This is a genomic window from Dactylosporangium sp. CA-092794 (genome assembly GCF_050948465.1).
GTDB lineage: Bacteria > Actinomycetota > Actinomycetes > Mycobacteriales > Micromonosporaceae > Dactylosporangium.
Genome location: NZ_CP192044.1, coordinates 6787276 through 6799684, shown reverse-complemented (window position 1 = coordinate 6799684; position 12409 = coordinate 6787276). Strand labels below are relative to the sequence as shown.

Sequence of the window (12409 nt, the reverse complement as noted above, 5' to 3'; positions counted from 1 at the left end):
TCAGGCTTCTGCTGGTGCGGCTATTCCGGCCGGTAGGGGAGTCGGCGGTTCGGCCTGCTCGGGTGTCGCCCGGGTGAGCCGGCGGGAGCCGGGGACGCATAGCTGGGACAAGGCCGCGGTGAAGAGGACTCCCGCGCATACCGTGAGAACCCGGTCAATGCCATACGCTTGTGAAAGCGGCCCCGCCAGCACGTTGCCGACAGGCATGGCGATGAACGAGGTGAGGGTGTCCCACGAGCCCACGCGTCCGAGGGCGCGGTGCGGCACGTTGTCCTGGATGGCGGTCTCCCAGGCGACATCGAAGTAGATCAGGCCGGCGTAGCCGATGATCGCGCCGGCCAGCACGGCGGTGAGCTGGGCGGGCCAGACATACGCCAGCGCCCACAGCGGCATGAGCATCAGGGTGAGCCAGCCGGCGCGCAGCAGGCGCTTGGGTCTGAGGCGCATCGCGACGGCCGCGCCGATCACCCCGCCGAGACCTTCGGCCGAGGCGATGAAGCCGGCGGCCGCGGCGCCGCCGAGGCGTTCGATGGCGACCACCTGGACCAGGACGAGGATGACCCCGTTGGCGATGTGGTACACCGTGGCGCCGAACAGGCCGCCGACCAGCCAGTCGCGGCTGCTGACCTCGCGCCATCCGTCGGCGAGCTCGCGGAGCATCGACGCGCGCGGGCCGCGCTCGGTGCGCACGCGGAGCAGCAGCGCCGCGGCCATCGAGGCGAGGAAGCTGAGGGCGTTGACGGCGAAGCCGGCCGGTGCGCCGAGGGCGGCGACGGTAAGACCGCCGAGTGCGGGGCCCGCCACCGAACTGCCGGTCTGGAGCATGCTGAGCGTCGCGTTCGCCGCTTGCCGCTTGCCGGCCGGGACGAGGAGCGGCTTGAGTGCGATCATCGCCGGGCTGAAGAAGCTGCCGGCGCCCGCCGAGATCGTGGCGAGCGCGCAGAGCAGGAGCAGGTGGTAGTCACCCACGGCGAACATGACTGCCATCGCCGCCGCGCCGAGCAGGCGGACCAGGTCGGACACGATCATGACGCGCTGGGGTTGCAACCGGTCGGCCCAGACGCCGCCGAACAGCGTGCAGGCCAGCATGGCGGTGACTGAGCAGGCCATGACCAGGCCGAGATCGCGGGCGCCGCCTCCCGCCTGGACGACGGCGACGGCGAGCGCCACGGTCTGGAAGCCGTTGCCGACCCAGGAGAGCGTCTGGCCGGTGGCGAGCAGGCGGAAGTCGGAGATCCGTGTCATGGATCGGTACGGTAGTTCACTGTCTAACTATTCACAATCTAATAATCAGACGGTGGCAGAATGGCGGTATGACGGAGGCAAGGGACGACGTCGACCACCATGTGGCACGCTGGGCGGCGTTCTGGAAGGACGACCCCGCGTTCGTGCCGGAGGTCGAGGGCGTGTTGGTCCGGATGAGTCAGATTTTGCGGTACCTGCGGCAGGCGGACGCAGCAGCGTTCGCCGATGCTGAGGACTTCACGATGGAGGACTACAGGACGCTGCACGCGCTGATGGTCCAGCCGTACCCGACCGAGGCGAGCCCGGCGCAACTGGCCGAGGCGACCCACGTGACCCGGGCCGCGATGACCAGCCGACTCGACAGACTGGTGGCCGCTGGGCTCGTGCATCGCGAGGTGGACGCGACCGACCGGCGGCGAGTGATCATCCGGCCGACCACAGACGGCCGCGCGGCCTGGAGCAAATACATCTTCGAGGCCATGGCGCGCGACCAGCAACTGCTCGGTGCACTCTCGCACGACGACTTGGTGCAGCTCAACGGACTGCTACGCAAGGTGATGCTGTCACTGGACTAACTCCTTGCCGAGTTGCTCGCCGTCGGCCGATGCCCAGACTGGTGCCAAGTCGAGCCCCCGGCACTCCCGAATGTGGCCGACTCGCACCGACGTCGCTATCGGTGACGGATCCGTCGCGGCAGATCGGGAAACCAAGATCGTCAGTTCGCGCTGGTGGTCTATGTCTCCGTGATCATGATGCTCGCGGTGACCGCACACCGGGTTTGCCATGATCCCGGAGACTTTCGGTACACGGGAGTACATCAGCGCTCCGTGATCATGAAAAACCGGTGGTGTCGACGCCGGTTGTGCATGATCACGGAGACTTCCGGTCCCTGCACCGCGCTGCGCGGGGTGCAGCGCCCAGCCGTCTGGGACGTGATCGCGCCGTGGCGTTGGGGCGGGCGGAGCACCACTGGGTCGTCGGCGGGCATCGCGCGACCAGCGGCACCGGCTCCCGGGCGGTGCGGGCCGGTACCGCAGTGCGGGGTGATTTCCGCTGGAGCCTCGTCGTCAGGTCGTTGAGCAGTAGTCGGTGGCGCGTCCGAAGCCTAGGTCGAACTGCTCGTCCGTCACGTTGATCAGCTGTGGTTGCTGGCCGGCGGCCAGCCGGTACCGGTCGCGCAAGGCCTGGGTCCATACCTGCCGGGCGGCGTCCAGGATCTGCCGCCGGTCGTCGCCGGAGCCTTGAAGCTCGATGTAGTACGTCGCCCCGCGGGGCCGCATGCGCGTCTGGGCCATGAAGATGTCCGCGCCACCGGCCGCACCGTGCAGCACGCCGGCGCAGCCGACAATCGCACGCAGAGGCAACGAACCGCGGGCCACCGTGTCGGCGAGGATCTGCCCGGCCGCGACCAGGTCCGCGTCCAGCGGTAGTCCGGTCACCAGTACCACCTTGACCAACGTCCAGCCGTCGGCGACTCCCGGCGCACGATCGGCGGGCTTGACCCGTACCGCTCCTGGAAGGTCGTCCTGCCGGGCCCACCGGAAGGACGTGGTGAGCCCGGCCGGGTCGAGGTTCATCGCCTTCATGATCAGCCGATGCAGAAACTCGGCGAATATCCGCTCATCGGCACCGAACTCGCCGCGCAGCGTGACGCCGAGCCTGTCCAGGTCCACCGAGCCCACGCCGAACGGCGCGAACACGTCAGGATCGGCACCACCGGGACCTTTCGGATACTCCGCGTCGGCCGAATACTCGACGTCACCGAGGCGGAACTTGGCCTCGCCGTTGTCGTCGATGAACCAGTCGACGAGTGCTGCCCGCTCGGAAACGTATTCGTGGATGCGGTCGCCGTTGCGGTAGACGTTGATGAACACCACGTCCGAGTCGAAGACGATATTGCTCAACACGGACGTCCGCAGCGTTGCGCTGACCGACCTGGCCAGCCGGTCGACGTCGGCGGTGTTGTACTCATGCTCGCGCGGGAGCACCGCCACCCGACCCGCCGCAGCGGGCACCACCCACGCGTCGGCTCCGAGGGCGCCCAAGGCGGACACCACGTCGGCGAGATCACCGACCACCATCAGATTCTCATAGCTGGTGCCCACGTCTTGCGTACCTCCGGTGCTCATGTTCGGCCGGCCAGCGGAGGATACGTGGTCTGGCCGGGTCGGGGCGGTGGTGATGTTGTGAAGGTACCGGGCTGGCTGTCGCGCGGTTGGGCGTCGGCTGGCAGGCTGGCGCCGTGGATGACGGGGCGGCGGCGCCGGTCGGGTGGTGGCGGTCGGGTGGTGGCGGTCGGGCTTGCTCGGCATCGGTGCGGGACTGCCGATCGTTTGGGCGGTCTGGGCGTTCACGGCGGATGTTTCCGCCATGGACGGGCTTGGCGGCATTGTGGTGTTTCTCTGGTACGGACCGATGGTCGTGGTCGGCGTCGCGGTGGCCGGGGGGATCGCGGTCTGGGCGCTCGTCGAGCGGCGAACGGATCGGTGGCGGCTTTCCTGGGTAATCGCCGCACCCTTGGCCGTGTGGGTTGTGCCGCTTCCCGCGAGGCGGATTAGCGAGGCACGCGGCAGCCTCGCGGGCCGGACGCTAGCCGGCCGATGCCGGGGCCGGGTCGGGGGTGCGGTAGAGGACGGTGGCGGCGCCGGCGAACGCGGCGACGAGGGCGGCGTTGACGACCACGGCGAGCCAGCCGATGTTGGCGATGTGGGCTACCGGCCAGGCGAGCGCGCCCACCGCGAGGAGCGCGACGGTCCAGGCCGGCGCGATCCTCCGCAGGACAACGGCGCCGAGCAGGAGCGTGAGCGGGAAGCACAGGCCGAGCGGCTTGATCAGCACGGCCGCGCCGGTGGCGTCGACCAGGTCGGTGTCGCCCAGGGAGACGTGGATGGTGTTGAACCCGTAGGCAACGTCGCCGGCGGCGCCGATCGCGCCGACCATGAGCAGCAGCGCAGCGAGAATGCCGGTACCCAGGGTCACGAGGCGGACCAGGACGATGGTGTAGCCGATCGCGGCGAGGACGTGGACCACGGCGGCGGTGGGGTCGTCCCAGCCGCGGGTCGCGTACAGGAGATCGGCGATCAGATAGACGGCAGGCACGACGACAAGTGACCCGGTGAGCAGGCGCTGCAAAGGCGTGGAAGTCATGGCGGCCATCGTCGTCGCGCCGGCCCGGGCGGACATCGGGGCCGGCCCTCGACATTTGCCGGGTTAACCCTGGTCACACCGCGCTTCGGCGCTGGCACGATAACGGGCATGAGCCGGGCGGGAGTGGTGGGCTGGGCGGCGGGCGCGGCGACCGCCGTGCTGGTCGCCGGCGGCTTCGCGCTCGGCCTGCACCTCGCCAACCTGCACAACGGCCTCATCGCCGCGTCGTTCGCCGCGGTCGGGCTGTATGTGGTCGGCCGCCGTCCCGGCAGCCGGGAGGGCTGGCTGTTCGTCGCGGTCGGCGCCAGCCACGCGCTGATGTTCGCCGGGCGGCAGTACGGCCTGCACGCGGGCCCGCTGCCGGGTGCCTCCTGGATCGGCTGGTTCGGGGTCTGGCCGCTCCCGCTGGTGCTGGTACTGGTCGGCGTCGCGGTGATGTGCTTCCCGACCGGCCGTCTCCGGTGCCGGGGATGGGCGCCGATCGTCGGTGTCCTCGCGGCGGTGGGGCTGGTCCTGTCCGTGGTCTCGGCGCTGTGGCCGGTCGAGTACGCCCGCACCGGGCTGGTCGCCGGTCATCCGCTCGACCTGCCCGGGTTGCCGGCCGCGGACGCCTTCTACGGCGTCGCCCGCCCGGTCGGCTACCTGCTGTTCCAGCTGACCTGGGTGGCATGCGTGGTGGCACGGGTGCGGCGGGCCCGCGGCGACGAGGCCCGTCAGCTGCGCTGGTTCCTCTCCGCGGCGACGCTGTCCGCCGCGGTGATGGTGGCCGGCCTGGCGGTGCGGGGGTCGCCGGTTCCCGGCACGCTGACGGCGCCGCTGCTCGCCGTGGCGGCCGGCGCCGCGATCCTCCGGTACCACCTCTATGACATCGACCCTGTGATCAACAAGTCACTGGTCTTCGGTGCGATGGCGGCGCTGGTGACCGCGGGCTACGCCGTCATCGTGATCGGCGTCGGTCGCCTCGTCGACGGGTACGGCACCCTGCTGTCGGTGCTGGCCACCGGTCTCGTGGCGGTCGCCTTCGAACCGCTGCGCCGGCGCGTGCAGCGGCTGGCCGACCGGGTCGTCTACGGACGGCGGGCCACTCCCTACGAGGCGCTGGCCCGGCTGTCCGCGCACTTCACCGACCCTGCGGGCGGGTTGCTGGACGGCATCTGCACCACCGTGGCGGACGCCGTCGGAGCGCATGAGGTGATGCTCTGGACCGGCCCGGCCGACGAACTGCGGGCGGTGTCCGTCTGGCCGGCCACGATCCCCATCCCGCCCGGCCCCCACACGCTGGCCGATCTGGCGGCCGTGCCGGTGCGGCACGACGGCCGGTTCCGCGGCGCGCTCACCGTGCGGAAAGCGCCGGGCGAAACCCTGTCGATCGGCGAGCAGCGCCTGGTCGGCGACCTGGCCGCCCAGGCCGGGCTCGTCCTGGAGCTGCGGGCGACCGCCCAGCGCCTGGTCGCGGCCGGTGACGCCGCACGCCGGCGGCTGGAGCGCGACCTGCACGACGGCGCACAGCAGCGGTTGGTGACCGTCGCGATGGAACTCGGCGGGGTGGTGCGGCTCGCCACGACGGCCGGCGCTGCCGAGGTCGCGGCTCGGGCCGACGACGTACGCCGGCTGCTCCTCGATGCCACCGCGGAGCTGCGCGAGATGGCGCGAGGGCTGCACCCGGCCGTGCTGACCCAGGACGGGCTCGTTGCCGCGATCGGTGTTCTCGCCGACCGGTCGCCGCTGCCGGTGCGGCTGAACGTGTCGGTGGCCCGGCGGTTGTCGGCCGAGGTCGAGTCCACGGCGTACTTCGTGGTCAGCGAGGGGCTGACGAACGCCGCCAAGCACTCCGGCGCGGACGTCGTCACGGTCCGGATTGCCCTGGTCGGGGCCGGCCTGGTCGTCGAGGTGTCCGACGACGGCTGCGGCGGCGCCGCGGTGCGGGCGGGCGGCGGGCTGGAGGGGCTCGCCGACCGGCTCGCGACGCTCGACGCCCGCCTGACGGCCGACAGCGGCCCGGCCGGCACCCGGCTGAAGACGGTGATCCCGTGCGCGTGATGCTCGCCGACGACGCCGTGCTGTTCCGCGAAGGCATGGCCCGGATCCTCACCGACATCGGATTCACCGTGACCGGGCAGACCGGCGACGGCGCGACGCTGCTGGACCTGGTGCGCGCCGACCCGCCCGACGTCGCCGTGATCGACCTGCGCATGCCACCCGGCTTCTCGACCGAGGGCATCGACACCGCGGCCGCGATCCGCGCGACGGCGCCGGGCATGGGCTCGATGCTGCTGTCGCAGTACGTCGAGGTGCACCACGCGCTGCGGCTGATGACCGAGTTCGACGGCGGCGTGGGCTACCTGCTCAAGGACCGCGTCTCCGATCTCGCCGCATTCGGGACCGACGTGCGGAAGGTGGCGCGCGGCGAAACCGTCGTCGACCCCGAACTCGTTGCCCGGCTGGTAGCCCGGCGACGCGAGCAGGATCCCCTCGACGAGCTCACCGACCGGGAGCGCGCCGTGCTCGCCCTCATGGCCCAGGGCCTATCCAACGCCGCCGTGGCCGCCGACCTGCACCTGGCGATCAAGACCGTCGAGGCGCACGTCACGTCCATATTCACAAAGCTCGGACTGGTCCAGCACGAACGGGAACACCGCCGCGTGCTGGCCGTCCTGACGTTCCTGCGGGCCTAGGCCCAGATGGTGGACACTGGCCGGCTGGGTGAACCGTTCGGCCCGCTCGGTACGACGAACAAGGCGTGGATGGGAACGGTCACGCATGCTGACGCGACCACCGGATCCGCGGGAGGACTCCCAGCTCCTCGCGGCGATCACGGACGGTGACCGGGAGGCGTTCGCCGAGCTGTATCGGCGGCACCTGCCGTGGCTGCTGGTGCGCCTCGGGCGGCGGTGCTCGTCGCCGGAGCTCGTCGATGAGGTCGTGCAGGACACGTTCGTGGCCGTCTGGCGGTCGGCCGGGCGGTGGGACCGCCGGGGCGAGGTGGCCGCGTGGATCTGGGGGATCGGCATCCGCCGTCTGGTCGACGCGCTGCGGCGCAGCCGGCCCCCGGCCGATGAGCTGACGGAGTTCGCCGGCGTCGAGACGTCGGCCGAGGAGCACGTGCTGCTCGCCGTCCAGTACGGCGACGTGGGGGCGGCACTGGCGAGCCTGTCACCGGAGCTGCGGGCCGTGGTGCAGGCGACCGTCCTGGATGGACTGACGACGCGGGAGGCCGCCCGGTTGCTGGGCATCCCGCCCGGCACGGTCAAGACACGGATGATGCGCGCCCGCGCCGCGTTGCGGGAGCGATTGGCATGACGGGGAGGCTGGGATGAACGTCTGGCACCTGGACCCGGAGGCGATCCGGCGGTACGCGCGGGGAGTTGCCCCGCCGGAGCTGGCCGCGTCCGCCGAGGCGCACCTGATGAAATGCGCGGCCTGCCGGGGCGTGATCTCGTCGTATGTGGATGCCCGGCGGGCGGAGACGATCTGGCATGAGGTGGCCGACCGGGTCGACGCACCCCGGCGGAGCGGGCCCGAACGGATGCTGGCCCGGCTCGGCGTCGGCGAGGCGACGGCGCGCCTCGTGGCCGCGACGCCCACGCTGCGGGGGCCGTGGTTGCTGGCCGTCGCGGGTGTGCTCGCGTTCGCGGTGTGGGCGGCTCAGGTCGATGAGCGCTTCCTGCGGATGTTTCTCGTGGTCGCGCCGCTCGGGCCGCTGGCGGGTGTCGCGGTGGCCTTCGCGGGCGGTCTCGACCCGACCCGGGAGATCGGGCTCGCCGCGCCGTACTCGGGGCTGCGCTTGCTGCTGATCCGTACCGCCGCGGTCTTGGCGGTCACCGCGCCGATCGTGGCCGCGGCCGGGCTCGCGCTCCCCGGCTCCCATTGGCCGGCCGTCGCCTGGCTCCTGCCCACCGCCGGGCTCACCTGCGCCGCGCTGGCGCTGACCGCCCGGATGACGCCCGTCGTCGCGGTCGGCGTCGTGGCCACGGCATGGGTGCTGGTGACCGTCCCGGCGGCCATCGCCGGTCACCTCGACCTCGCGTTCGGTATCGGCGCCCAGGTCTGCTGGCTCGCCGTGGCCGTCGGCGGCGGCGTGTGGCTCGCCGTCACCCGTCACACCGTCACGATCAAACTCGGGAGAAGCGCATGACTGTACGCGTGCGGAGCGCGACGAAATCCTTCGGCCGTACGACGGCGCTGGACAGCGTCGACCTCGATGCCGGCCAAGGGGTGACCGGCCTGCTGGGACCGAACGGCGCCGGCAAGACGACCCTGCTGCGGATCATCGCCACCGTCCTGGCGCCGGACCGGGGCACGGTGACCCTGCTGGGCCGTGATCCGTCGCGCCCCGACGACCGGACCCGGATCCGGGAACGCCTGGGCTACCTGCCGCAGGATGCCGGCTTCCACCGGGGGTTCACGGTCTTCGAGTTCATCGACTACGTGGCGATCCTGAAGCAGATGACGGACCGGCGGTCCCGGCACGACGAGGTCCGCCGGGTCATCACGCTGACCGGGCTGGAGTCGGTCAGCGCCAAGCGGATCCGGGCCCTCTCCGGCGGCATGCGCCGGCGGGTCGGGTTGGCCCAGGCCCTGCTGGGCGATCCCGAGCTGCTCGTCCTCGACGAGCCGACGGTCGGCCTCGATCCCGAGCAGCGGCTGCGGTTCCGGGAGATGATCTCGCACGCCGGTGAGGGGCGCACGGTGGTCCTGTCCAGCCACCAGACCGAGGACATCGCCGCCCTGTGCACCCGGATCGCCGTGTTTCATCAGGGCCGGGTCCGATTCACCGGTACCCCTCACGAGCTGACCGCGCAGGCCGCGGGCCGCGTGTGGGCCGACACGCAGCGCTCGGCCGCCGCCCTCGCCGCGTGGCGCACCGGCGACGGCACCTTCCGCAACGTTGGCGACCCGCCGGCCGGCGCCGAGCTGATCGCACCCACGCTGGAGGACGCGTACCTGCTGCTCATGGGCGAACCCGAGCTGGAGGTCACCCACTCATGAGCACCGCCATCCTGATCGGCCGGGAGGCCCGCCGCCTCGTCCGGCACCCCGTGCTGTGGCTGGTACCGGTCGTCGTGGCCGTGACCGCCGCCGCCGACGGGGCCAGCGACGGCCGGAACGCCGACTACTGGTACGGCACCGTCTTCATCGCCGTCGCGTTCTTCGGCCCGATCATCGTCCTCTTCGCGGCGAACCTGGTCGCCAGCGGCGCCCGCCGCGGCCGGGCCGAGGAGACGCTGAGTGTCACCCCGACCTCGGACACCCGCCGGACCTGGGCGATGAGCCTGGGCATCGCGCTGCCGCTGGCCGGCATCGGCGCCGTCGCGGCGGCAGCCATGGCCGTCATCAGCAGCCTCAACGACATCCCGGCCAAGGACCTGATGAACGCCGGCGAACTGGCCCAGCTTCCGCTCGTCATCGCGGGCGCCGGGCTGCTCGGCGTCCTCGCCGCCCGCTGGCTGCCCTTCGCCGGCGGCGTGCTGATCATCTTCGTGGTCGCGACGCTGGGCGGTCTCGTCGCGTTCCGCCACATCGACGGCGGCACCTGGTGGATGTGGTGGACGACCGGGATGACGTTCGAGGGCTGGACGCCGCCGCCGGGCCGGCCGTGGCTGCACGTCGCGTACCTGACCGGGCTCTGCGCCTGCGCCGCCATCGCCGCCGTGTACCGCTCCCAGGGCCGCCGGCTGGTCCTCGTCGGCGGGCCGGTGCTGGCCGCCACCCTCGTCCTCGGCGGGCTCCAGCTGCCATGACACCCTCCGTGGCGTGGGAACTGGTCCGCAGCGGCCACCTGGTACGCAGCCTGCGCCTGGCCCCGTTCGCGACGAGCGCGGGCGCCGTCGCCGTGTACCTGGTGGCCCGCCTCGGCGACACGCACGAGGCCATCGGCGACCTGCGCGTCCTGGGTCTGCTACTGGCCCTGGGCAGCGGCTACGCGCTCGACGACAGCGCCGCGATCACGCTGCAGGCCAGCCCGTACAGCCTGGCGCGCCGGCTGTGGCTGCGGATCGCTTGTGCCGGGGCGGTCGTCGTGCCGGTGTGGGCGGCGGTGCTCGCGGTCTATCTCCCCCCGGCTCCGGCGGGCGGTCGGTGGAGCCTCGGCCTCGGCCTCACGGCCGAGCTGGCGGCCACGGTCACCGTGCTGTGGGCCGTGGCCGCGTGGGCCCGTCGCCAGGGATTCGACCAGCCCGGCATCATCACCACGCCCGTGCTGCTGGCGTCGCTGCTGCTCGCCGCGTCGATCCCACAGGCCCCGATGCTGGTCGGTCCCGGCCGGGAGTGGATGCCCGCCCACCTGCGCTGGTCAGGCATCGCGGTCGCCGCGACTTGCGCGCTCGTGGCCGCGATGCGCGACCCGGCCGCTCGATGAAGGCGGCGAGCTAACGGCGGGAGATCGGGAGGCGGACGGCCGGGGGCAGCGGTGCCGGGACCGGGTTGGCCTGGAAGGACTGGAGCATCAGGGCCGCGAAGCGGCGGGACGCGGCGACCCGCAGCCGGGGCGACTCGGCGCGGATGCCCTCGTTGGCCATGAGGGCCAGGATGAAGTCCTCCAGGACGAAGTCGGGGCGGAGCTCGCCCGACGCCTTCGCGCGCCGGACGAGCTCGCGCAGCAGGCGCAGGGTGCGGTCACGGTCGGCGGTGAAGTAGGCGACCACCTCGGGCAGCCGCGAGGTGAACGCCCGGGAGAAGCCGCGATCGAGGGCGTGCATCTCCATGATCCGCTCGACCACCCGGCGGAACCCCTGCCACGGGTCGGGCGCGGCCAGGCCCTCCTCGACGATCGCCGAGCAGGTGGCCATCTGGTCGGCGAAGGCCTCCGCGAACAGGGCCTCCTTGGTCGGGAACCGCCGGTAGACGGTCGCGACGCCGACCTGGGCGCGGCGGGCGATCTCCCGGATCGGCACGTCCAGGCCCTCGGTGGCGAACACCGCCCGGGCGGCGGCCAGGATGCGGTCGCGGTTGTCGCGGGCGTCGGAGCGCAGGGTCGTTCCCACTTGGGCCGTCACCGCTCTCAATTTAGCCAAACGGACGGGGCGTTCCGATACGGTCGGGCGTGTGAAAGCAGTTGTGATTCAAGCGTTCGGCGGCCCGGAGGGGCTTTCGGTCATCGACCTGCCCGACCCGAGCCCGGCCGAGGGGCAGGTGCTGGTCGAGACCGAGGCGATCGGGGTCGGCGGGGTCGACGCGGTGATCCGCAGCGGCGCGCTCGCCGCCTACGGTTTCACCGAGGGGCATGTCCTCGGCGGCGAGATCGCGGGGACCGTGGCGGCGACCGGCGAGGGCGTCGACCCGTCCTGGGCCGGGCGGCGGGTGTGGGCGTTCACCGGCGTGGGCGGCGGCTACGCCGAGCGGGCGGTCGCCCCGGCCGCGACGCTGGTGCCGCTGCCGGCGGGCATGTCGGCGGTGGACGCGGTGACGCTCGGCGGCTCCGGCATGGTGGCCCGGTTCGCCCTGCGCCACGCCCGGTTCGCCCTGGGCGAGTCGGTGCTGGTGCGGGGCGCGTCCGGCGGCATCGGGGTGATGGCGGTCCAGCTCGCCGCCCGGGGCGGCGCCGGCGCGGTCGCGGTCACCGCGTCGTCGGGGGAGCGCGGCGAGCGGCTGCGCGGGCTCGGCGCGACCCACGTGCTCGACCGGGCCGGTGCGGCGGCGGGGGAGGCGCCCGCGGGGTACGACATCATCATCGACATCGTGGGTGGCCCGCACCTGCCGTCGTTCTTCGACCGGCTCAACCCCAACGGCCGCCTGGTCGCCGTGGGCGCGGTCGCGGGCGATCCGCCGGCGGACTTCGGCATGCGGCTGTTCGCGGCGTTCCAGCGGTCGCTGTCGTTCGCCACCTTCAGCGCGAATACGGTGACCCAGGCCGACCGGAGCGCGGCGACCGCCGAGATGTTCGAGGGCGCGGGCCGGGGCGAACTGCGGGCGGTGGTGCAGGAGGTGCTGCCGCTGCGGGAGGCGGTGGCGGCGCACCGGAAGATGGCGGCGGGCGAGGTGTTCGGCCGGATCGCGCTCACCACCGCGGGCGGCTGAG

Annotated in this window: 13 protein-coding genes; 9 read left to right on the top strand and 4 right to left on the bottom strand. The window is 72.4% G+C overall.

Annotated features, from left to right (window positions below; all coding sequences use genetic code 11):
* Entirely contained in the window at positions 1-1245 is a 1245-nt protein-coding gene (locus ACQPXD_RS28830; protein WP_432824444.1) for an MFS transporter, read from the bottom strand.
* A gap of 68 nt (positions 1246-1313) precedes the next feature.
* On the opposite strand from ACQPXD_RS28830, the gene ACQPXD_RS28825 reads away from it, so the two are divergent.
* Positions 1314-1820 carry a MarR family winged helix-turn-helix transcriptional regulator gene (locus ACQPXD_RS28825; protein ID WP_432824443.1) on the top strand — a complete coding sequence of 169 codons (507 nt, stop codon included), beginning with the start codon at positions 1314-1316 and terminating at the stop codon, positions 1818-1820.
* Between the two features lie 492 nt (positions 1821-2312).
* Here the strand turns inward: ACQPXD_RS28825 and ACQPXD_RS28820 are convergent, their stop codons facing one another.
* Together ACQPXD_RS28820 and ACQPXD_RS28815 are read right to left on the bottom strand one after the other, a co-directional pair.
* Positions 2313-3599 carry a hypothetical protein gene (locus ACQPXD_RS28820; RefSeq protein ID WP_432824442.1) on the bottom strand — a complete coding sequence of 429 codons (1287 nt, stop codon included), beginning with the start codon at positions 3597-3599 and terminating at the stop codon, positions 2313-2315.
* A gap of 235 nt (positions 3600-3834) precedes the next feature.
* Positions 3835-4392 carry a hypothetical protein gene (locus ACQPXD_RS28815; protein WP_432824441.1) on the bottom strand — a complete coding sequence of 186 codons (558 nt, stop codon included), beginning with the start codon at positions 4390-4392 and terminating at the stop codon, positions 3835-3837.
* A gap of 108 nt (positions 4393-4500) precedes the next feature.
* On the opposite strand from ACQPXD_RS28815, the gene ACQPXD_RS28810 reads away from it, so the two are divergent.
* The 7 genes from ACQPXD_RS28810 (at position 4501) to ACQPXD_RS28780 (ending at position 10750) form a co-directional block, all read left to right on the top strand.
* Complete coding sequence (locus tag ACQPXD_RS28810; RefSeq protein WP_432824440.1) at positions 4501-6432, top strand: sensor histidine kinase; 1932 nt, start codon at positions 4501-4503, stop codon at positions 6430-6432.
* Positions 6423-7067, top strand: coding sequence for a response regulator transcription factor (locus ACQPXD_RS28805; protein ID WP_432824439.1), 645 nt, complete (start codon positions 6423-6425; stop codon positions 7065-7067). The genes ACQPXD_RS28810 and ACQPXD_RS28805 overlap by 10 nt, the downstream gene beginning before the upstream one ends.
* Before the next feature lie 85 nt (positions 7068-7152).
* Positions 7153-7692 (top strand): RNA polymerase sigma factor, encoded by a 540-nt coding sequence (locus tag ACQPXD_RS28800; protein ID WP_432824438.1) that lies wholly within the window; start codon positions 7153-7155, stop codon positions 7690-7692.
* A 13-nt stretch (positions 7693-7705) separates the two neighbouring features.
* Positions 7706-8527, top strand: coding sequence for a hypothetical protein (locus ACQPXD_RS28795; RefSeq protein WP_432824437.1), 822 nt, complete (start codon positions 7706-7708; stop codon positions 8525-8527).
* Positions 8524-9381, top strand: coding sequence for an ATP-binding cassette domain-containing protein (locus ACQPXD_RS28790; RefSeq protein ID WP_432824436.1), 858 nt, complete (start codon positions 8524-8526; stop codon positions 9379-9381). The genes ACQPXD_RS28795 and ACQPXD_RS28790 overlap by 4 nt, the downstream gene beginning before the upstream one ends.
* Complete coding sequence (locus ACQPXD_RS28785; RefSeq protein ID WP_432824435.1) at positions 9378-10133, top strand: hypothetical protein; 756 nt, start codon at positions 9378-9380, stop codon at positions 10131-10133. The genes ACQPXD_RS28790 and ACQPXD_RS28785 overlap by 4 nt, the downstream gene beginning before the upstream one ends.
* Positions 10134-10141: 8 nt before the next feature.
* A complete protein-coding gene (locus ACQPXD_RS28780; RefSeq protein WP_432824434.1) occupies positions 10142-10750 on the top strand; it encodes a hypothetical protein in 609 nt (202 codons plus the stop codon).
* Between the two features lie 10 nt (positions 10751-10760).
* Here ACQPXD_RS28780 and ACQPXD_RS28775 read toward each other — a convergent pair whose 3' ends face one another.
* Entirely contained in the window at positions 10761-11387 is a 627-nt protein-coding gene (locus tag ACQPXD_RS28775; protein WP_432824433.1) for a TetR/AcrR family transcriptional regulator, read from the bottom strand.
* 49 nt (positions 11388-11436) lie between these two features.
* On the opposite strand from ACQPXD_RS28775, the gene ACQPXD_RS28770 reads away from it, so the two are divergent.
* Entirely contained in the window at positions 11437-12408 is a 972-nt protein-coding gene (locus tag ACQPXD_RS28770) for a zinc-binding dehydrogenase (protein ID WP_432824432.1), read from the top strand.
* The last annotated feature ends 1 nt before the right edge of the window (position 12409 follow it).